The organism is Streptomyces sp. NPDC049887 (assembly GCF_040656535.1).
GTDB lineage: Bacteria > Actinomycetota > Actinomycetes > Streptomycetales > Streptomycetaceae > Streptomyces.
Window position 1 is genome coordinate 24223 of sequence record NZ_JBFAMM010000038.1, and the last position, 24922, is coordinate 49144.

A 24922-nucleotide genomic window follows, 5' to 3' on the forward strand; every position below is an offset into this window, starting at 1 on the left:
GGTGTTGAGGCGGGTTGGGCGTGGTGGACGGCGGCGGGCGGCCCGCCGCGAGATCAGGGGTGGAAGGGGAGGCCGGCGTCGGCGGCCAGCTCCAGGTCGTCGGTGTCCGGCGCCGGCACGAGCGTGGCGGAGCCGTCGGTGACGGGGACGACCCCGAGCTCCAGCAGTTCGGCCATGGCGGCGCTGCCCGCCATGTCGCGGACCTGCAGCTGGTAGCGGGCGGTGGTCCGGTACGCGCCGCCGGAGTCCTCCCCGGTGCGCTGCAGGAAACCGGAGTCGGTGAGGAAGGCGACCGCCTTGGCGATGATGCCGGTGGTGGAGCCGGCGAGGCGGCGGGCGTCCTTGGTGGCGCCGGTGGCGCTGCGCCGCGCGTAGATCCGCCACGCGGCCTCGAGTCCCGGCGCCGCGGACGCCGGGTCGGTGTTCTCCCCCTGCTCCTCGGCCCGCTCCTCCAGACGGCGGCAGGCCTGCCGTACGAACGCGTCGACGCCGTTGACGGTGATCCGGCCGATGTACCCGTCGTCGGCGAGGTCCTCGGGGCGGGGGAACGCCAGCGCGGCGACGGCGAGATGGGCGAGGCCGTGGAGGAACCGGTCGGCCGAGTCGGCGGAGGCCCGTCGGGCGTAGTCGCCCATACGGACGGCGAAGACCGAGTCCTCGGCCGCGGTCACGGCCATCCCCGCGCGGGGCGACACCTCGAGGACGACCAGGCCGAGCCCGGTGGCGACGGCGTCCGCGAGGCGGGCGAAGGGGGGCTCCTCGCGGTAGCGCCGCAGCAGGTCGGCGTACTCGGCGTCGCGGGCGGGCAGCAGCTTGGGCTGCAGTCCGAAGGAGACGAGCCGCGCCGCGTCGGCCGCGTCGGCGGGGGTCACTCCGGTGGAGGCGGACATCGGCCCGGACGGCGGCCCGAGCGGCACGTCCGGCTCCCGCCGGGGCCCGGCGTGCTCTGCGTGCTGGTCGCTCACGGCTGGGGCTCCTCTGTGCGGTGGTGGGACGCTCGGGTACGGCGCCGGACGGCTGCGCGGGGCGCCGGGGCGCCGGCCGGGCGGGCCTCCCGGGCAGGTGTGCGCTGTGCGCGCCGGACGGGCGGGAACGGGGACGCGGGGAGAGGGGGCCCCGGACGCGGTGTCACGCGGCCTCCGTGCGGTCCGCGGCCATGCCGGCCGCGTCCAGCAGGGCCGTGCCCACGATCAGGTCCGCGCCGCCGAACTCGGGGTCGGCCAGTTCGGTGCCGTCGTCGACGGCGAACAGCAGCCGTGCCTCGCCCTGGCGGTAGGCCGTGCCGACCGGAGGGCTGGCCGCGTGGACGGCGAGGAGGGCGACGAGATGGGGGAGGTCCGGATCGCGGCGGCGGGCGTCGGCGAGGAGACCGGAGAGCCGGCGCGGGGCGTCGTGCTCCAGGTCCAGCAGCTCCATGGCGCTCGCCAGCTGCTCGTCGCTGAAGCGGCTGTCGTCCGGGGTCGCGATCAGATCGGGCTCGGGCAGTTCGGCGCCCAGGTGTTCGCGCTCGACGGGCGGGCTGAGCAGCAGTTCGACGAGGTCCGTGACCCGGACGGAAGCGGGAGTGCGCAGGCCCGTGCCGTGTGCGAAGTAGGCGTCGGTGACGCGGATGGCCCGGTCGACGGGCAGGGGGAGCAGTGGCGCGACGAGATGGCCGTACAGGTCGACGCCGGAGCGCGCCGCCGGTGCGGCGAACGCCTGGCGGTCCTGCTCGGCCCGGAAGAGCGGGCCGGCCTCCAGCAGCCGGGACTGGAGCTGGGTGTGGCGGCGGATGCAGTCCTTGACGATGTCGACCAGCTCGGCGGCCCGGCGCTTGTGCTCGGGGTCCTCGGCCTCGTCGCGCGCCTTGCGGATGTTCGTGAGGATCGCGTTCTCGTGGCGGTAGCGGTCGGCGACGTGGTCGAGCGCTTCGGCGATCATGTCGGGCACGGCGTTGAGCCAGTCGACGGCGCGCACATTGCGCCGGGTGGCCTCGAGCGTCCTGCGCAGGGTCTCGGCGTACTGCACGGTCCGGTAGCGGGCCTGCTCCGCGGCCAGCTGGGCGTCGGCGAGGCGGCCGCGGCTGATCAGCACCTCCAGCTTCACCTCCGCGGCGATCTGGGCGCTGGTGACGTCCGTGTCGAGGGCGCCGACGAGGACGTTCACGGCCTCGTCCGTGGTGCGCAGATAGACACCGCCGCCGTAGCCGGGTACTTCCTCGATGAGTTTGAAGTCGTAGTCTCGCCGGACGTACACCCCGTCCGAGCCGAAAGTGCCGTAAACGGCGCGAAAGCCGCGGTCGACACTGCCGACGTTGATCAGGTTCTCCAGCACCCAGCGCGCCACTCGCTCGTGCTCGTCTGCGGGGCGCCGCGGGGCCTGTGCCGCGATCCGCGGCAGGAGCCTGGCCACTATCTGCTCGTGGTCGGCTCCGGTGTCGAAGTCCATGTTGAGCGTGACCAGATCGATGGCGGCGAGGGCGACCTCCGCCATCGCGTAGACCGAGTACTCGCCCGCGAGGTTCGCCTTGCGGGTGTCGAGATCGTGCAGCGGGGCGGTGCACGCGAGCGCACGGAGCCGCCGCGCGAGCCCTTCGTCGGCGGCCGGGCCCTGCGCGGGGCGCGGCCCCGCGCTGAGCTGGGGCGGAACGGATTCCGTCGGGGCAGGCGAAGTCACGGTGCACAGACTAGGTCCTCGCACCGACACCGGTCGAAACGGCGCAGAAACCCCGTGCGCGCCGGACGCCCCGGTGCTCAGCGCTCCGCCGCGTCGCCGTCCGCCACGAGCCCTGCGTAGACCTCGACGAGCCGGGCCCGGGAGTCGTCGAGATAGTCGGCGAGAAGCCGCTCGGCGTCGTCCCGCCTGCCCGCCTCCAGCGCTTCCAGAATCTCCCGGTTTCGCACGAGATACGGCTCATGGAGCCCGCGGGGGTCGTCCACGACGTGGAAGACGAGGCGGAGTTCGGCGAGGACGCCGCGCATCAGTTCGTCGGTGCGGGCGCTGCGGGCGAGCGCGACCAGTTCGCGGTGGAAGTGGATGTTCGCGGTGGACACGCCCGGCCAGTTCTCCTCCCGGGCCGCCCGCTCACCGCCGACCACCGCGAGGCGCAACCCGTCGAGCGGGAACGGCGGTTCACCGAGCCCGCGGACGACGGCGCACTCGATCAGCCGCCGGGTGCGGTAAATGTCCTCGACGTCCTCGACCGCGAGGACCCGGACGAACACCCCGCGGTTGAGTTCGTGGACCAGCAGCCGTTCGTGCGTCAGCAGCCGGAACGCCTCTCGCAGGGTGTTGCGCGAGACGCCGAGCGCACCGCCGATGGCGTCCTCCGAGAGCCTCGCCCCCGGCGGGAAGAAGCCCTCCGCGATCCGGGTGCGCAGGATGTCCGCCACCCGCTCCGCCGTGCTCGTGCGCCCCAGGAGCCGGCGGTCACCGGCCAGTTCACCGAGCTCGGACCCCATCGTGCCCACAGCGCCCTCTATTCCGCTCTCCGTCACCGCCGGCGGCCCCGTCGGCGTCCGTAACCCATCGTAGAAGCAGGATCGACCCGAACAGGAGGCTACGAGACTCTTGTCGGATCGTTGAACAATCCTCTACGGTGTGGCCCAGCGTCACTCTGCAGGACCAGTACGTCACGCAGCATCACCACTCGCCGCACCCCCTCCCCCTCTGCGAGGTGCCGATGAGCACGACCAAGACCCAGCCCCAGCAAGGCGAACTACCCCAGGAAACCGGTGCGTTCGCCTGGCTGCGCGCACTCGGGCCGCGGGGCCGCCGGGCCTTCGGCGGCGCGTTCGGCGGCTATGCGCTGGACTCCTACGACTTCTTCACGCTGCCGCTCAGCATGGTGGCCATCGCCGCCTACTTCAGCCTGGACAGCGGCCAGACCGGGCTGCTGACCACCGTCACCCTGGTCGTCTCCGCGATAGGCGGAGCGCTCGCCGGCATCCTCGCCGACCGCATAGGCCGGGTCCGGGCCCTGATGATCACGGTGATCACCTACGCCCTGTTCACCGTGCTGTGCGGATTCGCGCCCAACTACGAGACCCTGCTGGTGTTCCGGGCGCTCCAGGGCCTCGGTTTCGGCGGCGAGTGGGCCGTCGGAGCGATCCTGGTGGCCGAGTACGCCACGGCGAAGCACCGCGGCCGCACGCTCGGCGCGATCCAGAGCGCGTGGGCCGCCGGCTGGGCCCTCGCCGTGATCGTCTACACGCTGGTCTTCCAGTTCCTCGACACCGACACGGCATGGCGCGTCATGTTCTGGACGGGCGCCCTGCCGGCCCTCCTCGTCGTGTACGTCCGCCGGAACGTGACGGACGCGCCCGAGGCAGCCGAGCGCCGCAGGACGAGCCGCGACCGCGGGTCGTTCACCGCGATATTCCGCAAGGACCTGACCCGGACGACGGTCTTCGCGGTGCTGCTGTCCACCGGGGTCCAGGGCGGCTACTACACACTGGCGACCTGGGTTCCGACGTACCTCAAGTCGGAGCGGGGCCTCACGGTCGTCGGTACCGGCGGCTATCTGGCCTTCCTGATATCCGGGGCGTTCATCGGCTATCTGACGGGCGGATACCTCACCGACGTCCTCGGCCGCAAGAAGAACATCGCGCTGTTCGCCGCGCTGTCCGCCGGCTGCATCCTGGCGTACACGAACATCCCCTCCGGCGCCGACGGGCTGCTGCTGGTGCTCGGGTTCCCGCTCGGGTTCTGCATGTCGGCCATCTTCAGCGGCTTCGGATCGTTCCTGGCGGAGCTCTACCCGACGGCCGTGCGCGGCACCGGCCAGGGCTTCACGTACAACACCGGCCGTGCCGTGGGGGCGTTCTTCCCCACACTTGTCGGTTTCCTGGCCGGCAGCTGGGGCGTCGGCGGCGCCCTGGTCTTCGGCGCCGTGGGTTACGGACTGGCCGTCGTCGCACTGCTGGGACTGCCGGAGACCCGCGGCCGAGAGCTCGCGTGAAAGGAACCTTGCCCATGACCTGGGCCTCGATCGACCTCAACGCCGACCTCGGCGAGGGCTTCGGCCGCTGGCGGCTCACCGACGACGAGGAACTGCTCTCCGTCGTCACCAGCGCCAATGTGGCCTGCGGCTTCCACGCCGGGGACGCGGCCACCATGCGCCGGGTGTGCGCGCTGGCGGCCGAGCGCGGGGTGCGGATCGGCGCCCAGGTCTCGTACCGCGATCTGGCCGGCTTCGGCCGGCGGCCCATGGACGTCCCCGCGGACGAGCTGGCCGCCGAAGTGGCGTACCAGATCGGCGCGCTGGAGGTCTTCGCCCGTGCCGCCGGCGCACGCGTCTCGTACGTCAAACCGCACGGGGCGCTGTACAACCGCGTCGTCCACGACGAACAGCAGGCCGAGGCCGTGGTCGCGGGAGTGATGCTGACCGGCGAGCGGCTGCCGCTGCTGGGGCTGCCCGGCTCGGTCCTCCACACGATCGCCGAGAAGGCCGGACTTCCGGTGGTCACCGAGGCGTTCGCGGACCGCGCCTACACGGTGGACGGCACCCTCGTGCCGCGGGGACGGGCGGGCGCCGTCCTCACCGACGCGGACGCGGTCGTCGAACGCTCCGTGTCGATGGCCCGGTTCGGGATCGTCACCTCGCACTGCGGCCGGTCCGTCGGCGTCCGCGCCCGCTCGCTCTGCCTCCACGGCGACACCGAGGGCGCGGTGGCCCTGGCCCGCCGGGTGCGGGGACGGCTGGAGGAGTCGGGCGTCCGGGTGGAGGCGTTCGTATGAGGCTGCTGCCCGTCGGCGAGCGGGCACTGCTGGTGGAGCTCGGCAGCGGCGAGGAGGCCGGGGCGCTCCACGCCGAGCTGCTGCGCCGCCGCGCCGCGGGCACGATGCCCCCGGTACGGGAGATCGTCCCGGCGGCACGGACGGTCCTCCTCGACGGCGTCGACGAGCCGGAGCGGCTGGCCGGCGAACTTCCCCGGTGGGCCGTTCCGCCGCTCGCCGCCGGCAGCCGTTCGGTGACGGAGATACCGGTCCGCTACGACGGCCCGGACCTCGCGGAGGTCGCCGCCCTGTGGGGCGTGTCCGTGACGGATGTCGGCGCCATCCATTCGGCTGCCGAGTTCCGCGTCGCCTTCTGCGGCTTCGCACCGGGCTTCGCCTATCTCACCGGACTCGGCGAGGAGTACACGGTGCCACGGCGCGCCACGCCGCGGACGGCGGTGCCCGCGGGGGCCGTCGCCCTGGCGGGGACGTACACGGGCGTGTACCCCCGTGCCTCGCCCGGCGGCTGGCAGCTGATAGGGACGACGGACGCGGTCCTGTGGGACTCAGCGAGGGAGCCGGCGGCCCTGCTCTCCCCCGGCTCCCGGGTGCGGTTCGTGACGGGGACGGAGGCCGGCCCGTGACCGATCTGGCCCTGGGCGTGGTGCGGGCCGGGGCGCTGACGACCGTTCAGGACCTCGGCCGCCCGGGGTACGCGCATCTCGGCGTACCCCGTTCCGGAGCGCTGGACCCGTCTGCGCTGCGCCTGGTCAACCGTCTGGTGGGCAACCCCGGGCACGCGGCGGTGCTCGAGACCACCCTCACCGGCTGCGCGGTGCGGCCGCGGAGTGAGGTGACCGTGGCTGTCGGCGGCGCGCCGTGCGCGGTGCGGGTCGGGGGGCGGCCCGTGGCCTGGGGAGCGCCGGTGCGCGTGGCGGCAGGGGCGTTGCTGGAGGTGGGCGCCGCGGTCCGGGGCGTGCGGAGCTACGTGGGGTTCGCCGGGGGCATCGCGACGGAGCCGGTTCTGGGCAGCCGCTCGACGGACCTGCTCTCCGGTCTGGGTCCGGCACCGCTCTCCGACGGAGCGGTCCTTCCGCTGGGCCGGCCGGCCGGCCCGGCCGCGCGCGTGGACGGGTCGCCCTGGCCCGGTCCGCCGTCCGAGCTGGTGCTGCGGGTGCGGTTCGGCCCTCGGGAGGACTGGTTCGCGCAAGGAGCACGCCGGACGCTGGCGACGGGCGGCTACCGGGTGTCGGCTGCGAGCAACCGCATCGGCCTGAGGACGGAGGGGCCGGCGCTGGAGCGGGCCGTCCACGACGAGCTGCCCAGCGAGGGCATGGTGCTCGGCGCGGTGCAGGTACCGCCGGACGGCCGGCCCGTGGTCTTCCTCGCCGACCACCCCACCACGGGCGGCTACCCGGTGGTGGCCGTCGTCCGCGAGCACGACCTCGCGGCGGCGGCCCAGGCGGCCCCGGGCACACCCGTGCGATTCGTACCCGCCGGGTGAGCCGGGCCGGACGCCGCTTCCGGCCGCGGAAGCCCCCCGGGGACCGGGCGGCACGAGCCCGCTCCGGCCCGATATCCGGCGTGCCAAGGGCGTTCCGCCCCACGGATCCGCGGCCGTGACGGTCCCCTCGGCCTCTGCTGCCCGGGCGACGCGCACCGGCCGGTCGCCCGGCCCTCGGGCGACTCCTGGTCGCTTCCGGTGAGGGCCCCGGACCGACCGGTCCCGAGGCCCGATTCAGCCGGCCGGACGCCCGTAGCCACCGCCGCCCGGGGTCCTCACGACGAGGACGTCGCCGGGGCCGACCTCCACCGAGTCCACGCCGCGCAGTTCCTCGGTCGTCCCGTCCGAGCGCTCGACGGCGTTCGATCCCGCTGCCCCGGGCTCGCCGCCGGCCATGCCGTACGGCCTCACCCGCCGATGGCCGGTCAGCAGGGTGACGGTCATCGGCTCCAGGAAGCGGATACGGCGGACGGCACCGCAGCCGCCGGGCCAGCGGCCCGCTCCCCCGCTGCCGTCCCGCACCGAGAAGGCGTCCACCCGTACCGGGTAGCGCCATTCCAGCACCTCGGGGTCGGTGAGCCGGGAGTTGGTCATGTGGGTCTGCACGGCGTCGGCGCCGGGGAAGCCGTCGCCGGCGCCGGAACCGCTGGCCACGGTCTCGTAGTACTGGACGCGGTCGTTGCCGAAGGTGACGTTGTTCATCGTGCCCGAGCCCTCCGCCTGGACCCCGAGCGCCGCGTACAGGGCGCCCGTGACCGCCTGCGAGGTCTCGACGTTGCCCGCGACCGTCGCCGCCGGGTAGGCGGGCGAGAGCATCGAACCGTCCGGCACTCGTACGTCCAGCGGCTCCAGACAGCCGCTGTTCAGCGGGATGTCGTCGGCGACGAGCGTGCGGAAGACGTACAGCACGGCCGCCATCACCACCGACCTGGGGGCGTTGAAGTTGCCCGGCTGCTGACCGGAGGTGCCGGTGAAGTCCAGGACGGCGCGGCGGGCCTCCCGGTCCACCGTCAGCGTGACCTCGATGACCGCGCCGTTGTCGGTCTCGTAGCGGCATGAACCGTCGCCGAGCCCCGCGACGATCCGGCGCACGAACTCCTCGGCGTTGTCGCGCACGTGCCCCATGTACGCCTGGACGACATCGAGGCCGAACTCCCCGACCATTCGCTCCAGTTCGCTGATGCCCTTCTCGTTGGCGGCGATCTGGGCCCGCAGGTCGGCGAGGTTGGTGTCGGGGTCGCGGGACGGATGGCGGGCACCGGTGAGCAGGGCCCGGGTCTCCGCCTCGCGCAGCCGCCCGTCCCGTACGAGCAGCCAGTTGTCGAAGAGCACCCCCTCCTCGTCGATCGTGCGGCTGAACGCCGGCATCGAGCCCGGCGTGATCCCGCCGATCTCCGCGTGGTGCCCCCGCGAGGCCACGAGGAAGCGGAGCTCACGGCCGGCCTCGTCGAAGACCGGCGTCACGACCGTCACATCGGGGAGGTGGGTGCCGCCGTGGTACGGATCGTTGATGGCGTACACGTCACCGGGCCGCAGCTCTCCCGCGTTGCGCCGCAGCACCTCCTTGATGGACTCGCCCATCGAGCCCAGGTGCACCGGGATGTGGGGCGCGTTGGCGATGAGGTTGCCGGCGGCGTCGAAGAGGGCGCAGGAGAAGTCGAGCCGTTCCTTGATGTTGACCGAGTGGGCGGTGTTCTCCAGCCGCAGGCCCATCTGTTCGGCGATCGCCATGAAGAGGTTGTTGAAGACCTCCAGCAGCACCGGGTCGACGTCCGTGCCGACGGCGGTACGGCCGGGCCGCGGCCGTACCCGGGTGAGCAGCAGATGTCCTCCCTCGCCGACCGCCGCCCGCCAGCCGGGGTCCACCACGGTGGTGGCGTCGGCCTCGGCGACGATCGCGGGCCCTTCGACCGTGTCGCCCGGTGAGAGGTCCACGCGTCGGAGGAGCGGCGCGTCGGCGGAGCGGCCGTCCAGGAACATCCGCACGGTGTCCCGCACCCGCGGGCCCGTGCCGCCGGTGGCCTCCTCGACGACGACCTCCCCATGGGGCCCGGCCGTACCCACCGCCTCGACCGAAACGGCCTCCACGACCAGCGGCTTGTCCATGGTGAAGGCGTACCGTGCGCGGTGCGCCGCGGTGAACGCCCCGCGCATCTCGCTCTCCGTGCCGAGGGGCACGGGCATCCCGGCATCCGTGCCGGCGTAGCGGAGGAGCACGCGGGCGCGGGTCCCGATCGCCTCGTCGGGGACGGCGTCCTCCCGCAGTTCCGCCCGGGTGCGCCCGGCCAGCTCCTCGCAGAGCTCCCGCACCCGGGCCAGGGTGTCCTCCCCGAGTTCCGCCTCCACGGACTGCTCGCGCATCGCGGTGGCGTCTGCCAGGCCGATGCCGTACGCGGAGAGCACTCCGGCGAGCGGGGGAACGATGACCGTGTCGATGCCGAGTGCGTCGGCGACCCCGCAGGCGTGCTGGCCGCCGGCGCCGCCGAAGCAGGTCAGGGCGTAGCGGGTCACGTCGTGGCCGCGCTGGACGGAGATCTTCTTGACGGCGTTGGCCATGTTGAGGACCGCGATCTCGAGGAAACCCGCCGCGACCTCCTCCGGACTGCGTTCGATGCCCGTGGCCTCCCGTACCTCCTCGGCCAGCCGCTCGAACCCCTCCCGTACGGCACCGGCGTCGAGCGGCTGGTCGCCGCCCGGTCCGAAGACGGCGGGGAAGTGCCCCGGCTGGATCCTCCCGAGCATCACGTTGGCATCGGTGACGGTGAGCGGACCGCCGCGCCGGTAACAGGCGGGGCCCGGTGCCGCGCCCGCCGAGTCGGGGCCGACCCGGTAGCGCCGGCCGTCGAAGTGGAGGATCGAGCCGCCGCCGGCGGCGACGGTGTGGATGTTCATCATCGGCGCGCGCATCCGCACACCGGCGACCTGGGTACCCAGCTCCCGTTCGAACTCGCCCGCGTAGTGGGACACATCGGTCGACGTACCGCCCATGTCGAAGCCGATGACCCGGCTGTGGCCCGCCTGTTCGGAGGTGCGGGCCATGCCGACGACCCCACCGGCGGGACCGGACAGCACGGCGTCCTTGCCCCGGAAGTGGGCGGCTTCCCGCAGCCCGCCGTTGGACTGCATGAACATCAGGCGGATGGCGCGGAGTTCCTTGGCGACCTCCTCGACGTAGCGGCGCAGGATCGGCGAGAGGTACGCGTCCACGACGGTCGTGTCGCCGCGGGGTACGAGCTTGATGAGCGGGCTGACCTCGTGGGAGCAGCTCACCTGGGTGAAGCCGAGCTCACGCGCCGCGGCGGCGACGGCCGACTCGTGGCCCGGGTGGCGGTAGCCGTGCATGAAGACGACCGCCGCGCTCGCGAAGCCGTCCCGGCGGGCCTGCCCCAACCGCTCCCGCACCGGGGCGAGGTCCAGCGGCCGCACGACCTCGCCGTCGGCGGCGATCCGCTCGGGGACCTCGATGACGCGGTCGTACACCGCCTCGGGCAGGACGATGCGGCGGTCGAAGAGCCGGGGGCGGTTCTGGTACGCGATGCGCAGCGCGTCCCGGAAACCCTCCGTGACCAGGAGCACGGTGGGTTCGCCGCGGCGCTCCAGCAGCGCGTTGGTGGCCACGGTCGTGCCCATCTTCACGACCTCGACGCGGTCCGCGGGCACGGGATCGTCCGGTCCGAGGCCGAGGAGGAGCCTGATGCCGGCGACGGCCGCGTCGGCGTAGTGCTCCGGGTCGTGGGACAGCAGTTTGCGGGTGACGAGACGCCCGTCGGGCCGTCTGCCGACGACGTCGGTGAACGTCCCGCCACGGTCGATCCAGAACTCCCAGCGCCCGCTCATTCCCCCATTCTGGCAAGCGGCGGGACCGGGGACAGCGAGGCGAGGGCGGCGGTGAGGGCGTTTTCGGCGACGTGGTCCAGTCGGGCGCTGGTGCCGCGGGCCCAGTGCCCCAGCTCGGCGCCCGCGAGGCCGAGCAGTTGGGGCAGCAGGTCGGTGCACCGGCGCGCCACCCACGCGGTACCGGCCGTGGCGAGCCACACGGCCTTGGCCGTGCGGCTGGGCGCGGGCTGTTCGGGTTCGCCGCCCGGCGCGGCGCCGAGGGCGAGTCCTCCCGCGGTGAGCAGTTCGTGGAACCGGCGGGCGATCACCCGGTGGCCCCGTTCGCCAGGGTGGAGCCGGTCGGCGCTCCACATCGACCGGTCCTCGACCCAGGACCGGTCGGCCAGATGGAGATGGACGGCGCCGTACCGCTCGGACAGCGCGTGGACGACCGCGTTCACGGCGCGCTGACGGCGCGCGAGCGGGCGGGCGAGGGGGGCGGGCAGCGCGAGCATCGCACCCGGGTCGGGTAGGCAGGCCGTCAGCAGCCGGCTGCCGTTCCCGCTGAGGGCGGAGCAGATCTCGTCGAGGCGTACGGCGAGGTCGCGGATGTCGAAGGTGTGCCGGAGGGTGTCGTTCACGCCGACGATGACGGAGGTGAGGTCGGGCGCGTAGGCAAGGGCGGCGGGGGCCTGCGTCTCCTGCACATCGCGGGCGAGCGCGCCGCTGACCGCGAAGTTGCGGAACTCCGCGGGCTCACCGCTCGTGCCTAGCCCCTGGGCCAGCAGCGCGGCCCAGCCGCGCCACGCCCCGTCGACGCGGTCGCCGACGCCTTCGGTCAGCGAATCGCCGAGGGCGGCGAAGCGCGGGACGCGCGCGGCGGCCACGGCCGCGGGCGCGAACGCCGAACCGGGCACGACGCCCACGGCCGCGGACCCCGCCCCGGGGGCCGGGACGAGTACCCGGGGCAGCTCGCCCGCGTGGGCACCGTTACGCGGACCGGGGGCGGGGGCGGGCGTAGCGGACGGTTCGCCGCCGGCGCATCCGCGACGGACCGTGCCGCCCGCCACGCGTGACGCCGGCACCGCGGCGGCTCGGTCACCGGAGCCGGGAGGAACCTCCACCGGCTCCTCGGCAACGGTGACGCCCGCGGAACCGGCGGCCACCGGGCCGAGGGGCTTCTCCCCCGCGCCAGGCACGGTTACCGCTCCCGCAGCGGCCTCCCGCGCACCGGGCGCGGCCGGCGAGTGCCGGTGGCCCCGGGCGGGCACGTCCGTGCCGACCGGGGCGTCCGCCGCCGCAACGCCGAGGGGCGGGACCAGCTCGGTGGTCATGCCGCCGTCCCAGGGCGGCCCGCGACCCCGGTGGGGGCGTCGTGGGCGGTGAGGAAGGCGGCGACCGCGCGGTCCCAGCCGAAGAGTTCGGCCCTGGCGCGGGCGGCGGCGCGGCGCGGGCCCTCGGCCCGGGCGAGGAGTTCCCTGACCGCTCCGGCGAAGGCCTCCGGTCTGTCGTGCGCGGCGATTCCCGCGTCGCCGACGACCTCGGGCAGGGCCGAGGAAGCGCTGGCGACGACCGGTGTGCCGCAGGCGAGCGCCTCCAGCGCGGACAGCCCGAACGTCTCTGCGGGACCCGGCGCCAGGCAGATGTCCGCCGCGGCCTGGAGGTCGGCCAGCGCCTCGCGGTCGGCGACATGGCCGAGGAAGTGCACCGGCAGCCGCTCCTCGCGCGCCCGCCGGGCCAGTCCGGCGCGCAGCGGGCCGTCCCCGGCGACCACGAGGACCGCCCGCACCCCGCTCCCGCGCAGCCCGGCGAGTGCGTCCAGGGCCATGCCGGGACGCTTCTCCACGGAGAGCCGGGAGCAGAGCAGCAGCAGGACGTCGGAGCCCTCCGTGAAGCGGGCGCGCAGCACCCGGCTGCGGCGTCCCGGCCGGCAGCGGTCGAGTTCGACGCCGAGGGGCGCGCGCACCACGTTCCGCGCGCCGATCCGGACGAACTCGCGCTCGGCCCACTCCGTGGTGCAGACGATCCGCGAGTACGACCAGGCACTGCGCCTGTTCAGCCGGTCGGCGGCGCCCTCGGCGAACGCTCCGGGGACGCCCCAGGCGCGCAGCACGCCGTCGGCGGTCTCGTGGGACACCATGACCGAGGGAACACGACGGCGCCGTGCCCACTCCCCCGTCCAGCGCAGCGTGGTCCGGTCGGAGACCTCCAGCCGGTCGGGGGCCAGCTCCTCCAGCAGCGTGCGCAGCCGGGTGCGGCCGGCGAGGACCCGGTACCCGCCGGTGCCCGGCAGCTCGGGCCCGGGCACGGTGATGACCCGCCCCTGCGCCGTGCGTTCGTCGCTCCCGGTGTCGCCGGGAACCACCAGCACCGGCTCGTGGCCGGCCGCCAGATAGCCGCGCCCCAGCTCGCGCAGCGCGGTGCGCAGGCCGCCGGAGGAGGGTGTGACGAAGTTGGCGAGCCTTACGATCCGCAGCCCGCGCGTGCCGTCCGCGCCCCCCGCACGGCGGGCGCTCCCCGCGAGGTGTGCGCCGTGGGTTCGGACCGCGCGGCCGGCTCCGCTCGTGACGCCCGCCGCGCTCATGCCGCCACCGCCGTGCGCTCGCGGAGCACCTCGGCGTAGTGGCCGAGGAGCTGGTCGCCGACGGCGGCCCAGGTCCGGCCCTCGACGGTGGCCCGGGCGGCGCGGCCGTACGCCTGTCTCCGCTCCGGGTCGGCCACGAGGGCCGCCACCGCGTCCCGCAGCTCACCCGCGTCGTGCGGCGGTACGAGGAGGCCGGTCCGGCCGTGGTCGACGAGGTCGAGCGGGCCGCCGGCCGCGGGCGCGACCACCGGCAGGCCACTGGCCATGGCCTCCTGCACCGTCTGGCAGAACGTCTCGTACGGGCCGGTGTGGGCGAACACGTCGAGCGAGGCGAAGACCCTCGCCAGGTCGTCGCCCGTGCGACGGCCGAGGAACACGGCCCCCGGCAGCGAGCTCTGCAGCGTGGCGCCGCTGGGCCCGTCGCCCACGACGACGACCTTCACACCCGGCAGCGCGCAGACCCCGGAGAGCAGCTCGACGCGTTTCTCGGGCGCGAGGCGGCCGACGTAGCCGACGATCGTCTCGCCGCCCGGGGCGAGTTCCCGCCGCAACGACTCGTCCCTCAGCTCGGGCCGGAAGCGTACGGTGTCCACCCCGCGCGGCCACAGCCGCACCCGTGGCACACCGCGCTCCTCCAGGTCCCGGACGGCGGCACTGGACGGTGCCAGGGTCCGGTCCGCGGCCGTGTGGACGGTGCGGATGCGCCGCCAGGCCGTGTTCTCCCCCGCGCCCATGTACGTACGGGCGTACCCGGCGAGGTCGGTCTGGTAGACGGCGACGGCGGGGAGCCCGAGCCTCGCGGCGACGCCCATGCCGCGCACGCCGAGCACGAACGGGCTGGCGAGGTGGACGACATCGGCCCGGTGCTCGGTGAGCGCCGCGGCCAGCCGCCGGCTGGGCAGCGCGACCCGGACCTGGGGGTAGCCGGGCAGGGGCAGGGACGGCACGCGCACGACGGGGCAGGGGGCGGTGGTGTCGGGTCCGGCCACGGTCGGGGCGATGACGAGGGGGTCGTGGCCGCGTGCGGCGAGATGCCGGGCGGTCTGCAGGGCGCAGTGCGCCACACCGTTGACGTCGGGTGGAAAGGACTCGGTGACGATGACGACACGCATACTCGTGTTCTCGTCCCGCCGGGGGTGGCGCGGCCAACGTGGATCTTTCCGCGCGTCGAACGTCCCATGAGCGTTTGGCCCCGCCCCGCGTGTACCCACCGGACCTGCCCCGCGTTGCCCCGGGGTGCCCGTTTCGGCCACGGCGCCGTTGCGGTTTCGGCCGCCGGCCTCCTGGGCGGCGGCGGGAGGCGTGCGTCGCCGAGCGTCGCCGCCGACGAGCCGGGAGCCGGGGAGCCCGCCGCCCGGGCCGGCCCCGCCCTCGCCGGGCTCGCCCGCTGCCCGTCATCGCGCCGCACGGTGGCGGCCCGGACCGGATCGATTCGCTCCGCTCCACGCGCCGCGGTGCGCCGGTCAGCGGGCACCGCGGCACGTCAGGTCAGCGCGGAGGGGCCTCCGGCGCGATACGGCTGCGGACGGCCGTCTGCACCTCGGCCTCCTCCGCCGGGTCGGCGGCGAGCCGACGGAGACGCTCGGCGACGCGGGCGTCACCGGTCTCGGCGTGCAGTGCGGCGACCTCTCTCGTGGTCTCCTCGCAGTCCCAGAGGCATTCGACGGCGAAGCCGGTCGCGAAGGAGGGGTCGGTGGCGGCCAGGGCGCGGGCCGTGCGGCCGCGCAACCGGGAGGACGCGGTCTCGCGGTAGACGTGGCGCAGCACGGGTGCGGCGCAGGCGATGCCCAGCCGGCCGGCGCCGTCGACGAGGGCCCACAACAGGGGGGCGTCGGGTCCGTCGGCGCGGACGGTCTCGCGGAGTGCGCCGAGGACGAGCTCGCTGTCCCGGGCGTCGCCACGACAGGCGAGCACGCCTGCGGCGGAGGCGCCGAGCGCGTCGGGACGGTGGATCCAGCCACGCGCCCGGTCGACGGCGGCTTCGCCGCACATCCGCTCGAACGCGGCGACGGCGGCGTCGGCGACGGTACGGGAAGGGTCGGCGGCCGCGGCCTCGATGAGATCGAGGACGGCGGGATCTCGCACCTCCGCCAGGTAGTGCAGGGCGGCACAGCGTGCGCCGTCGGGCCCGCCGCGCGCGGCCTCGGCGATCAGCGGCCGGTCGTCGGGTCCTGCGACGGCGCCGAGACAGCGCGCCGCGGGCACGTGCAGAGCGCCGCCGCGCTCCAGGCTCTGCTGGGCCCAGTCGAGCACCGACTCGACACTCCAGCCGGGGCGTGGCCCCGTGGGCCGCATCTGACGCTGCCAGCGGTCGAAGGACCCGTGCTCCCGGGCGGCGCGCACCCGGGCGCCGACCGCCTTCCGGCGGTCCTCGGCCCAGAGCCGCCAGGGCCTCGGCTCGAAGGCGTCGCGCACGGCGGCGGCCAGTTCGGCGTCGCCCTCCGGGGTGGCCGGGAAGCGGCCGAGCACGGCTCCCGCGAGTGAGCGGAGCCCGGAGTCGTCGTCGCGCAGGGCGAGCTCGTCGAGGGCCCAGGCCCAGTTGGCGCCGGTCGCCGCGTACCTGCGCAGCAGCACGAGCGCGTCGTCGCGTCCGTACGAGGCGAGGTGGCCCAGCACGGAGAGCGCGAGCCCGGTCCGGGTGTCGTCGGTGTCGAGGTGGTCCTCGGCGGCGAAGAGATGGGCCTCGATCTCGTCGAGGCCCCCGCCCAGGTCCAGGAAGAGGCGGGCGTAGTAGAGGGAGCGGTTCTCCATCTGCCAGTCGTGGCGGGGGTCGTGGAGCACGCAGTGGTTGAGGGCCGCGAGGGCTTCGGCGCGTGGCGCGGCGAGCGCGTGCAGCGTGCCGTCGCCGCGGCCCCTCTGCAGCATGCCGAGCAAGGTGCCGCTCGGCGCTATGACTGGTTCGAACATGGAAAGTGCCTCACATCAAGCTGTCGACGCGACCGGGGGTGTGTTCGCCTAGGCCACGCGGCAACATGATCGGCTGCCCGTCGTCTTCCGCTTGGTGCAAACCATCTTCCTCTGCCTCTCGTCGGTGTCCCCTTGCGGGCCCGACGTCATGATGACCCAGCCATTTCGTCGCCGCGACCACATTTAGGGCGGCTGTTCCGCCTGGCGTTCAACTCCCGTTCACCGGGCGCCGAACAGCTCCAGGAGGTCTGTCTTCCCAAACATCCGCGCGGTATCCACCGCGGACGGAGTTCCCGCCTCCGGGTCGGCCCCACCGTCCAGCAGAGCCCGGATCACCTCGTCCTCGCCCTTGAAGACGGCACCGGCGAGAGGTGTCTGGCCGCGGTCGTTGGCGCGGTCCGCGTCGGCACCGCGTGCCAGGAGGGCGGTCACCGAGCCGGCGTGGCCGTGGTAGGCGGCGAGCATGACGAGCGAGTCGCCCTTGTCGTTCGCGAGGTTCGCCGGGACGCCCGCGTCCACGTAGGCGGCGAGCGCCTCGGCGTCCCCCCGGCGTGCCAGGTCGAAGATCCTGGAGGCCAGCTCGACCACCTCGGGATCCGGGGCTTCACTCATCCGAAGGACCGCCTTTCACTGCGCCGACACGGGCGCCCGGTGCGTCCCGGACCCCCGACAGGGGTTTGACCTGCCGCTTCGTAGGGCGCGGCGGCGCCGCACGAGCGAACCGACAGGGTACTGCGCCACCCTCGGGGGGATCACTCCCCGTACCCGTCAGGACGATCCCGCGGCCCCTGGCGAGGATCACGCGAAGTGGCATCGCGAAGATCAACACCCGTTCGGCAACGATCCGCCATCCGCCGATCCGGTGAAAATTGCCAGCATTCACCCGAATGCACCTTTTATCGTATAGATACCTTCTGTGAGGATGGAAGGACTCATGGTGACTGTCCCCTCAACCAGGAGAACCGCTCATGATTCTGTCCATCTCAGGCGTCGTGCTGCTGGGCATCATCGTCTTCCTGTTCTTCAAGAAGGACGGGCTGAAGGCGTCGCACGCGCTGGTCTCCGCGCTCTTCGGCTTCTACCTCGCGGGCACGGCCATCGCCCCGAGCATCACCGCGGGAGGCGCGAGCCTTGCCGGCCTCCTGGGCGGGATCAAGTTCTGACCTCCCCGCACCACCCCTCCCACACTCATGAGGAGCAGGAGAACCACGTGGCCCGGCGAGCACTCCCCCGCATTCCGATCAGCGCCAACGACCGGATCGCTCGCAGCCGTGAGCTTGCGCGGACGGCCGCCGACAACGCCACCGACGTCCTCCATCCGCTCATCACGATCAGTCGCGGGCTACGGCTGCTGGCCGCCGCCGGACTGCGCAAGTGGGCCGACACGCCCAAGGACCGGCGTGGCCCCGCGCTGTTCCTGGCGGCGGTCTGCGTCCTGGCCGTCGCCCTCCTTCCGTACGGGCCGCTGCTGGGGCTGATCGGCCTGATGGGAGTGGCGGCCTGGAAGGGGCGGGAGCGCACGCCGGTGCGCACCGGCCCCGACGAGTCGCAGGTCGCGCGGCTCCAGGCGCTCCACGACGCGCTCGTGCCGTACTTCTCCGTCCCGGAGGATCCGAGTCCGCTCTTCGCGCACGGCGGGGAGTGGGCGAAGGCCCTCAGCGACCACGAGTTCGACGGGGACGGCCGGCTGACCCGGCTGCGCGTGCGGTACCCGGCGTACTTCCCCGACGGCGAGGCCGAGGCCCGTGCCCGGATCGAGCAGTTGCTCCACGCCAAGTCGGGTCGCGGCCGCGAGTACCTGTTCGTCTGGGACGAGGAGGCCAACCAGCTGCTGATGAGCGTCCTGCCCCCGCTTCCGACCTCCATCGCCGCCCAGCGCTTCGTGACCGCTCCCGGCGAACTGGTCCTCGGCTTCACCGACCCGGACTCCGTCCAGCGGACCGTGCCCGTCCTCGACGGCGACGCGACGAGGGACGCGCCCCCCGTGGTGTGGCGCACCGGCCCGCGCTCGACGGAGCCGCACCTGCTGGCCGTCGGACACCCGGGCAGCGGCACCACCTCCCTGCTGCGCTCCCTCGCCCTGCAGGCGCTGCCGCACGGGGACGTCCTCGTCGTGGAGGGCAGTGGCACCGGCGAGTACGCCTGTCTGACGGGCCGCGCCGGAGTGCTCGCCGTCGAGTGCGGACTGACCGGGGCACTGGCCGGTCTGGAATGGGCGGCGCACGAGACGGAGCGCCGGCTCATCGCAGCCAATCGGGCACGGCAGGCCGGTCACCCCGCGCCCGAGGACACCCGGCGCCCACTGTGCATCCTGGTGGACAGGCCCAGTGTCTTCAGTCATCTGGCGGCCGCGGACGGCAGACCCGACCCCCAGCAGCTCCTGCAGGTCCCGCTCAGGCACGGCCGGGCCGCGCACGTGACCGTGGTGGTCGCCGAACAGTTCGACGGCCTCGAGTTCCTGAGCGAGACGGTGCGCACGCACACACGCGCCCGGCTCGTGCTCGGCCCGGCCACGCCGGAGCAGGTGAAGGCCGTGCTCGGCGCTCCCCCGCACACGACCCCCACCTCCGACGTGCCGCCCGGCCGGGGCTATGCCCGGCTGGGGACCGGAGCGGTGCTCAGGCTCCAGGTGCCCGCGACGCCCGACCCGTACGACGAGGCGGCGAGCGAGGCACACCGGCAGGCCGTGCTGCGTCTGCTCCCGGAGAGGCGGACCACCGGGGCGACGGACGTGCCCGGGGACGGGCGGGGCACGGAGCGGGAGGCCGATCCGGCGGCTCCCGGCGAGACGCCGACCGGGCCGCACGAGGAGCCTCCGGCCGGTGCGGCAGGGGATCGGCGCACCGGGCCCGCGCCGGAACCGGCGGCGAGCGCACCCGTAAGGGCCTCCTCGACGCCGGTGCCCGCGGAGGGCTGAACACGGCGCCGGACCGGCTCACACCGTCCGGCCGCCCGCCCCACCCCGGCGTGTCGGCTCTCGTCGCGGCCGGGCGCACCCCTCGCACCCGGCCGACCCGACGGCACCGGAGAGCCCTCCCACCGGGCCGTCGCCCGTCAGGCCGCCACGGCGGGTCCACCGGCCGTCGGACCCGCCGGTCCGCACCGCGGAGGCCGGACGGCGCGAGGGCCGGACGCCGCGGGCACCCCTTATGCCACGAACGTCCTCGGAGCCTCCGTGCCCGTGGTCACGCCCGTCCTCACCAGCCGGGCCGCCGCCGCCAGCCGGGCCGCGGCCTCCTCGGCGACGGGTCCGCCGACGGTGAACGGCAGCCGGACGTACCCCTCGAACGCACCGTCCACACCGAACCGCGGCCCGGAGGGGACGCGCACGCCCACCCGTTCGCCGACCTCCGCCAGACGGGATCCGGACAGACCGCCCGCGCGGGCCCACAGCGTCAGCCCGCCGTGCGGAACCTCGAACTCCCAGTCCGGCAGCTCCCGGTGCAGCGCCGTCACCATGTCGTCCCGGTTCCGGCGGGCCTGCTCCCGGCGCAGGGCCACTGCCTCGTCCCAGCCGCCGGTGCCCATCAGCCAGTTGACGCCGAGCTGCTCCAGGACCGGGGTGCCCAGGTCGGCGTAGGCTCGCGCGGCGACGAGGGAGCGGATCACGTCCGGAGCGGCCCGTACCCAGCCGATCCGCATGCCCGCCCAGAACGCCTTGCTCGCCGAGCCGACCGTCAGGACGGTCGAGCCCGCCGGGTCGAAGGCGCAGACGGGCCGGGGCATCCCGGTCTCGTCGTCGAGGCGGAGTTCGGCCATCGTCTCGTCGACGACCAGCACCGTCCCGGCGGACCGGGCGGCGTCGACGAGCCCGCGCCGCTGGTCCTCGTCCGCGAGCGCCCCGGTGGGGTTGTGGAAGTCGGCGACGACGTAGGCGAGCCGGGGTGCGGCGTCGCGCAGGACCTGCCGCCAGCGAGGCAGGTCCCAGCCCCTGAGCCCCTCGGCCATGGCGACCGGCACCAGCCGGGCTCCGGCCTCGCGCATCAGCTGGAGGATGTTGGCGTACGACGGCGACTCGACGGCGATGCGCTCGCCCCGTCCCGCGAAGAGGTGGCAGATCGCGTCGATGGCGCCCATGGCGCCGGTGGTCACCATGATCTGTTCGGGCATGGTGGGGATGCCGCGCTCGGTGTACCGGTCGGCGAGCGTCCGGCGCAACGCGGGCAGGCCGGCCGGGTAGTCGCCGTGGGTGTGCGCGTACGGCGGCAGTTCCTCCAGCGCTCCCTGGATGCTCCGGGTCAGCCAGGGTTCGGGGGCGGGCAGCGCCGCGCAGCCGAGGTCGATCATCGACCCGAGGGACTCCGGGGGCAGCGGTTCGAGCCCCCGCGCCGGCAGCGGATTGCCTGCGGGCACGGCCGTCCAACTGCCGGCCCCTCTGCGGGACTCCAGGAAGCCCTCGTTCCGCAGGGCCTCGTAAGCCGCCGCCACGGTGGTACGGCTGACGGCCAGGGCCAGTGCGAGTTCACGCTCGGCGGGCAGCCGAGCGGCGACGGGGACCCGGCCCTCCAGCACGAGCAGCCGGATACCGTCCGCGAGGGCGCGGTACGCGGGCGGTCTGCGAGTGCCGGGGCCCGCCGGGCGCGGCTGCTGTGCCTGCAGTTGCCGGGCCAGCGCGGGCGCCCCCACGGCCGAAGTCCACTGAGCCATCGCAGTCAGTCCACCTTCCTCGGATTGGCCATGGTTGACCTCAACGTCCTGGCCACAGAGTGTCATGCATCAGTCCACTTCCACCACCGGGGGCAGAACCTTGTCCATCACGTCCGGTCTGCGGGGCAGGCATCTGCCCCGCAGACTGCTGCAGCTCTACTTCGGCCTGGCGCTCTACGGGGCGAGTTCCGCGCTCCTGGTCCGCGGGGGTCTCGGCCTCGAACCCTGGGGGGTGCTCCACCAGGGTCTGGCCGAGCGGACGGGTCTCACCATCGGCATCGTCTCGATCATCGTCGGCGCCGTCGTCCTGCTGCTGTGGATACCGATCCGCCAGAGGCCCGGACTCGGAACCGTCTCCAACGTCTTCGTCATCGGCATCGCCATGGACGGCACCCTCGCCGTCGTACCGGACACCACCGGCCTGGCCGTGCAGATCCCGGTGATGGCCGCCGGGATCGTCCTCAACGGCGCGGCCACCGGCCTCTACATCTCCGCCCGTTTCGGCCCGGGTCCGCGCGACGGGCTGATGACCGGGCTGCACCGGCTCACGGGGCGGTCGATCCGGCTGGTCCGGACGGCGATCGAGGTCGCGGTCGTCGCCACCGGGTTCCTCCTCGGCGGCACGGTGGGCGCGGGCACCGTCCTCTACGCCCTGTCCATCGGCCCGCTGGCGCAGTTGTTCCTGCGCGTGTTCGCCATCCCGTCCAGCGGTGGAGGAAGCACCGTCGTCGCCGGATCGTCACCCGAACGAGCGATACTGCGTTCGTGACTTCCGCAGCGCGCCCCCGGCATCCGTACCTCGACCACCCCGCCCCCATACCGTTCGCCCACCGCGGCGGCACGGCCGACGGCCTGGAGAACACGGCGGCGGCGTTCCGGCGCGCGGCCGCGCTCGGCTACCGCTACTTCGAGACGGACGTGCACACCACCGCGGACGGCAGGCTCGTCGCGTTCCACGACCCGACGCTGGACCGGGTGACCGACGCCCGGGGCCGGATCGACCGGCTGCCCTGGGCCGAGGTGGAACGGGCACGGGTGGCCGGGAAGGAGCCCCTCCCCCTCTTCGAGGACCTGCTGGAGGAGTTCCCGGAGTCCCGATGGAACGTGGACATCAAGGCCGAGGGCGCTCTGGAGCCGCTGGTCGACCTCGTGCGGCGGACCAACGCCTGGGACCGGGTCTGCGTGGGCTCGTTCTCGGAGAGCCGGGTGTCGCGGGCGGCGCGGCTCGCCGGCCCGGGGCTGGCGACCTCGTACGGCGTGCGCGGGGTGCTCGGCCTGCGGCTGCGCTCGCTCGGGATCCCGGCGGTGGTGCGCCCCGGCGCGGTGTGCGCACAGGTGCCGGAGTCGCAGGGCGGGATGCGTGTGGTGGACCGGCGCTTCGTCCGCGAGGCCCACGCCCGCGGGCTCCAGGTGCACGTGTGGACGGTGAACGATCCGGACCGTACGGCCGCTCTCCTGGACCTGGGAGTGGATGGCATCATGACCGATCATCTGGAGATGCTGCGTACGGTGATGACCGACCGGGGGGTCTGGGTCTGAGCGTCGCGGCGTCTTCCCACGGGGACGAGTGAGGGGGGCGGGCCGTGACCGCTGACACCGCGGACCGGACCACCGGCGCCGACGACGCCGATCGCCGCCGCGAACAGCGCGGCTGGTACTTCTACGACTTCGCCTGCTCCGTCTACTCGACGAGCGTCCTGACGGTCTTCCTCGGCCCGTACCTCACCGCCGTGGCGAAGGCGGCGGCGGACTCCGACGGCTTCGTCCATCCGCTCGGCATCCCGGTCCGCGCCGGTTCCGTGTTCCCTTACGCGGTGTCCGTATCCGTGGTGCTGGCGGTGCTGGTGATGCCGTTGGCGGGCGCCGTCGCCGACCGCACCGGCCGCAAGAAGCCGCTCCTGGCGGTCGCCGCGTACCTGGGGGCGACGGCGACGACGGCCATGTTCCTCCTCGACGGGGACCGCTATCTCCTCGGCGCGTTCCTGCTGATCGTCGCCAACGCCTCGCTGTCGGTCTCGATGGTCCTCTACAACGCGTACCTGCCCCAGATCGCCGGGCCGGAGGAGCGGGACACGGTCTCCTCGCGCGGCTGGGCCTTCGGCTACACCTCGGGGGCGCTGGTCCTGGTACTGAACCTCGTCCTCTACACCGGCCACGAGTCGTTCGGGCTCTCCGAGTCGGAGGCGGTCCGCATCTGCCTGGCCTCGGCAGGGGTGTGGTGGGGCGCCTTCGCGCTCGTGCCGCTGCGGCGGCTGCGGGACCGTCGGACCGCCGCGGACGGGACGCCGATCCTCACTCAGGGCGCGGTCGGGGCGGGCTGGCGCCAGCTGGTCGCAACCCTGAAGGACATGCGCCGCCATCCGCTGACGCTGTCCTTCCTGCTCGCGTACCTCGTCTACAACGACGGGGTGCAGACGGTGATCTCCCAGGCATCGGTGTACGGCTCCGAGGAACTGGGCCTCGACCAGACCACTTTGATCACGGCGGTGCTGCTGGTGCAGGTGCTGGCGGTGGCCGGCGCACTGGGCATGGGCCGGCTGGCCCGCCTCCACGGAGCCAAGCGCACGATCCTGGGCTCGCTCGCCGTGTGGACGCTGATCCTCGCAGCCGGATACTTCCTGCCCGCGCGGACGCCGGTGTGGTTCTACGCGCTGGCCGCCGCGATCGGCCTGGTGCTCGGCGGGAGCCAGGCGCTGTCCCGCTCGCTGTTCTCCCATCTCGTCCCGCGCGGCAAGGAGGCGGAGTACTTCTCCGCGTACGAGATGAGCGACCGGGGGCTGAGCTGGCTGGGACCGCTGGTGTTCGGTCTGGCGTTCCAGCTGACGGGAAGCTACCGGACTGCCATCATCTCACTGGTGATCTTCTTCGCACTGGGATTCGTGCTCCTGGCGCGCGTCCCGGTGAGGCGTGCGGTGGCCGCGGCGGGGAACCCGGTACCGGAGCGGATTTAGACGTTGAAGCGAAGGGCCGGTAGTGTACGCCTTTGGCCTGCCAGGCGGACCGTTACTGCGCGCTGAAAAGCTCCAAACGCTGGGTGACACTTTCTGCCAGATGTGACAAACCGGGCACTGGTGGGTACCCAAACCCTGGAAAAGCAGCGGCACGACGGGCGACGACGCATGACCGGCAACGGGAATCTTTACCGCCGACCGGACGTTGACCGGATGACGACGACAGCGACACCTGTCCTGTGGGCGACAAGCCCGGGAGGCACGATTCATGAGTGAGCGAGCTCTTCGCGGCACGCGCCTCGTGGTGACCAGCTACGAGACCGACCGCGGCATCGATCTGGCCCCGCGCCAGGCGGTGGAGTACGCATGCCAGAACGGACATCGTTTCGAGATGCCGTTCTCGGTCGAGGCGGAGATTCCGCCGGAGTGGGAGTGCAAGGCGTGCGGCGCCCAGGCACTCCTGGTGGACGGGGACGGCCCCGAGGAGAAGAAGGGGAAGCCCGCGCGTACGCACTGGGACATGCTCATGGAGCGGCGCACGCGGGAGGAGCTCGAGGAGGTGCTGGCCGAGCGGCTGGCCGTCCTCCGCTCCGGGGCCATGAACATCGCGGTGCACCCGCGTGACAGCCGGAAGTCCGCGTAGGGGCGCACCGTCCGGCAACGCGGGATCCGAGCCGCGTCTGCAACCTACACCACAGCTCACGGCAACGCCGGATCGTTAACCCACTGAGCAAGGGCAGGGACCGAACCCGCAACCTCATGGTTCCTAGTCGGATTCGTTAACCACTGCGCCACGACGGGAACTCCCGTATTTTT

At 73.7% G+C, this 24922-nt stretch carries 20 protein-coding genes; 10 read left to right on the plus strand and 10 right to left on the minus strand.

The genetic code is table 11. The annotated features are described in order from the left end of the window. Positions 1-53: 53 nt before the first annotated feature. The 3 genes from AB0J10_RS30915 to AB0J10_RS30925 form a co-directional block, all read right to left on the minus strand. Positions 54-917: a hypothetical protein gene (locus AB0J10_RS30915; protein WP_363066310.1), complete on the minus strand. Its 864-nt coding sequence runs from the start codon at positions 915-917 to the stop codon at positions 54-56. 211 nt (positions 918-1128) lie between these two features. Next, the gene (locus AB0J10_RS30920; protein ID WP_363066274.1) at positions 1129-2655 is read right to left on the minus strand and encodes a hypothetical protein; all 1527 of its coding nucleotides are present in this window, start codon (positions 2653-2655) and stop codon (positions 1129-1131) included. Between the two features lie 77 nt (positions 2656-2732). Then, a complete protein-coding gene (locus AB0J10_RS30925; RefSeq protein WP_363066312.1) occupies positions 2733-3440 on the minus strand; it encodes a GntR family transcriptional regulator in 708 nt (235 codons plus the stop codon). Positions 3441-3661: 221 nt separating this feature from the next. On the opposite strand from AB0J10_RS30925, the gene AB0J10_RS30930 reads away from it, so the two are divergent. The 4 genes from AB0J10_RS30930 to AB0J10_RS30945 are packed head-to-tail and all read left to right on the plus strand — an operon-like array spanning position 3662 to position 7201. Next, the gene (locus AB0J10_RS30930; protein WP_363066276.1) at positions 3662-4939 is read left to right on the plus strand and encodes an MFS transporter; all 1278 of its coding nucleotides are present in this window, start codon (positions 3662-3664) and stop codon (positions 4937-4939) included. Positions 4940-4953: 14 nt separating this feature from the next. After that, a complete protein-coding gene (locus tag AB0J10_RS30935) occupies positions 4954-5718 on the plus strand; it encodes a 5-oxoprolinase subunit PxpA (RefSeq protein ID WP_363066278.1) in 765 nt (254 codons plus the stop codon). Next, positions 5715-6341, plus strand: a complete 627-nt coding sequence (locus AB0J10_RS30940) for an allophanate hydrolase subunit 1 (protein ID WP_363066280.1) — start codon at positions 5715-5717, stop codon at positions 6339-6341. Before AB0J10_RS30935 ends, AB0J10_RS30940 begins: the two co-directional genes overlap by 4 nt. Further along, positions 6338-7201 carry a biotin-dependent carboxyltransferase family protein gene (locus tag AB0J10_RS30945; RefSeq protein WP_363066282.1) on the plus strand — a complete coding sequence of 288 codons (864 nt, stop codon included), beginning with the start codon at positions 6338-6340 and terminating at the stop codon, positions 7199-7201. The genes AB0J10_RS30940 and AB0J10_RS30945 overlap by 4 nt, the downstream gene beginning before the upstream one ends. A gap of 234 nt (positions 7202-7435) precedes the next feature. Here the strand turns inward: AB0J10_RS30945 and AB0J10_RS30950 are convergent, their stop codons facing one another. The 6 genes from AB0J10_RS30950 to AB0J10_RS30975 form a co-directional block, all read right to left on the minus strand. Continuing rightward, the gene (locus tag AB0J10_RS30950; RefSeq protein ID WP_363066284.1) at positions 7436-11038 is read right to left on the minus strand and encodes a hydantoinase B/oxoprolinase family protein; all 3603 of its coding nucleotides are present in this window, start codon (positions 11036-11038) and stop codon (positions 7436-7438) included. Next, positions 11035-11904 (minus strand): SGNH/GDSL hydrolase family protein, encoded by an 870-nt coding sequence (locus AB0J10_RS30955; RefSeq protein WP_363066314.1) that lies wholly within the window; start codon positions 11902-11904, stop codon positions 11035-11037. The genes AB0J10_RS30950 and AB0J10_RS30955 overlap by 4 nt, the downstream gene beginning before the upstream one ends. Before the next feature lie 443 nt (positions 11905-12347). After that, a complete protein-coding gene (locus AB0J10_RS30960) occupies positions 12348-13601 on the minus strand; it encodes a glycosyltransferase (protein WP_363066286.1) in 1254 nt (417 codons plus the stop codon). Beyond that, positions 13598-14713: a glycosyltransferase family 1 protein gene (locus AB0J10_RS30965; RefSeq protein ID WP_363066288.1), complete on the minus strand. Its 1116-nt coding sequence runs from the start codon at positions 14711-14713 to the stop codon at positions 13598-13600. The genes AB0J10_RS30960 and AB0J10_RS30965 overlap by 4 nt, the downstream gene beginning before the upstream one ends. 376 nt (positions 14714-15089) lie before the next feature. Beyond that, positions 15090-16508 (minus strand): HEAT repeat domain-containing protein, encoded by a 1419-nt coding sequence (locus AB0J10_RS30970; RefSeq protein WP_363066290.1) that lies wholly within the window; start codon positions 16506-16508, stop codon positions 15090-15092. A gap of 219 nt (positions 16509-16727) precedes the next feature. Next, positions 16728-17120, minus strand: a complete 393-nt coding sequence (locus AB0J10_RS30975) for an ankyrin repeat domain-containing protein (protein WP_363066292.1) — start codon at positions 17118-17120, stop codon at positions 16728-16730. A 356-nt stretch (positions 17121-17476) separates the two neighbouring features. Here AB0J10_RS30975 and AB0J10_RS30980 point away from each other — a divergent pair, with 356 nt between their 5' ends. Together AB0J10_RS30980 and AB0J10_RS30985 are read left to right on the plus strand one after the other, a co-directional pair. After that, positions 17477-17671 carry a hypothetical protein gene (locus AB0J10_RS30980; protein ID WP_363066294.1) on the plus strand — a complete coding sequence of 65 codons (195 nt, stop codon included), beginning with the start codon at positions 17477-17479 and terminating at the stop codon, positions 17669-17671. A gap of 47 nt (positions 17672-17718) precedes the next feature. Then, positions 17719-19425 (plus strand): hypothetical protein, encoded by a 1707-nt coding sequence (locus tag AB0J10_RS30985; RefSeq protein ID WP_363066296.1) that lies wholly within the window; start codon positions 17719-17721, stop codon positions 19423-19425. 230 nt (positions 19426-19655) lie between these two features. Here the strand turns inward: AB0J10_RS30985 and AB0J10_RS30990 are convergent, their stop codons facing one another. Beyond that, a complete protein-coding gene (locus AB0J10_RS30990; RefSeq protein ID WP_363066298.1) occupies positions 19656-21155 on the minus strand; it encodes a PLP-dependent aminotransferase family protein in 1500 nt (499 codons plus the stop codon). A gap of 64 nt (positions 21156-21219) precedes the next feature. On the opposite strand from AB0J10_RS30990, the gene AB0J10_RS30995 reads away from it, so the two are divergent. From AB0J10_RS30995 to AB0J10_RS31010, 4 genes are all read left to right on the plus strand, one after another. Then, a complete protein-coding gene (locus AB0J10_RS30995; protein ID WP_363066300.1) occupies positions 21220-21924 on the plus strand; it encodes a hypothetical protein in 705 nt (234 codons plus the stop codon). Further along, positions 21921-22694, plus strand: coding sequence for a glycerophosphodiester phosphodiesterase (locus AB0J10_RS31000; protein ID WP_363066302.1), 774 nt, complete (start codon positions 21921-21923; stop codon positions 22692-22694). The genes AB0J10_RS30995 and AB0J10_RS31000 overlap by 4 nt, the downstream gene beginning before the upstream one ends. 44 nt (positions 22695-22738) lie before the next feature. Continuing rightward, positions 22739-24106: an MFS transporter gene (locus AB0J10_RS31005; protein ID WP_363066304.1), complete on the plus strand. Its 1368-nt coding sequence runs from the start codon at positions 22739-22741 to the stop codon at positions 24104-24106. A 268-nt stretch (positions 24107-24374) separates the two neighbouring features. After that, positions 24375-24749 (plus strand): RNA polymerase-binding protein RbpA, encoded by a 375-nt coding sequence (locus AB0J10_RS31010; RefSeq protein WP_003959706.1) that lies wholly within the window; start codon positions 24375-24377, stop codon positions 24747-24749. Positions 24750-24922 lie beyond the last annotated feature (173 nt).

What these genes read in the sequence shown, in the direction of transcription:
- AB0J10_RS30935 (WP_363066278.1), top strand. Translation starts at nt 4,954, where the DNA reads ATGACCTGGGCCTCGATCGACCTCAACGCCGACCTCGGCGAGGGCTTC.
- AB0J10_RS30960 (WP_363066286.1), bottom strand. Translation starts at nt 13,601, where the DNA reads ATGAGCGCGGCGGGCGTCACGAGCGGAGCCGGCCGCGCGGTCCGAACC.
- AB0J10_RS30995 (WP_363066300.1), top strand. Translation starts at nt 21,220, where the DNA reads ATGCATCAGTCCACTTCCACCACCGGGGGCAGAACCTTGTCCATCACG.
- AB0J10_RS30940 (WP_363066280.1), top strand. Translation starts at nt 5,715, where the DNA reads ATGAGGCTGCTGCCCGTCGGCGAGCGGGCACTGCTGGTGGAGCTCGGC.
- AB0J10_RS30930 (WP_363066276.1), top strand. Translation starts at nt 3,662, where the DNA reads ATGAGCACGACCAAGACCCAGCCCCAGCAAGGCGAACTACCCCAGGAA.
- AB0J10_RS30970 (WP_363066290.1), bottom strand. Translation starts at nt 16,508, where the DNA reads ATGTTCGAACCAGTCATAGCGCCGAGCGGCACCTTGCTCGGCATGCTG.
- AB0J10_RS31010 (WP_003959706.1), top strand. Translation starts at nt 24,375, where the DNA reads ATGAGTGAGCGAGCTCTTCGCGGCACGCGCCTCGTGGTGACCAGCTAC.
- AB0J10_RS30975 (WP_363066292.1), bottom strand. Translation starts at nt 17,120, where the DNA reads ATGAGTGAAGCCCCGGATCCCGAGGTGGTCGAGCTGGCCTCCAGGATC.
- AB0J10_RS30950 (WP_363066284.1), bottom strand. Translation starts at nt 11,038, where the DNA reads ATGAGCGGGCGCTGGGAGTTCTGGATCGACCGTGGCGGGACGTTCACC.
- AB0J10_RS30925 (WP_363066312.1), bottom strand. Translation starts at nt 3,440, where the DNA reads ATGGGGTCCGAGCTCGGTGAACTGGCCGGTGACCGCCGGCTCCTGGGG.
- AB0J10_RS30990 (WP_363066298.1), bottom strand. Translation starts at nt 21,155, where the DNA reads ATGGCTCAGTGGACTTCGGCCGTGGGGGCGCCCGCGCTGGCCCGGCAA.
- AB0J10_RS30980 (WP_363066294.1), top strand. Translation starts at nt 17,477, where the DNA reads ATGATTCTGTCCATCTCAGGCGTCGTGCTGCTGGGCATCATCGTCTTC.
- AB0J10_RS30965 (WP_363066288.1), bottom strand. Translation starts at nt 14,713, where the DNA reads ATGCGTGTCGTCATCGTCACCGAGTCCTTTCCACCCGACGTCAACGGT.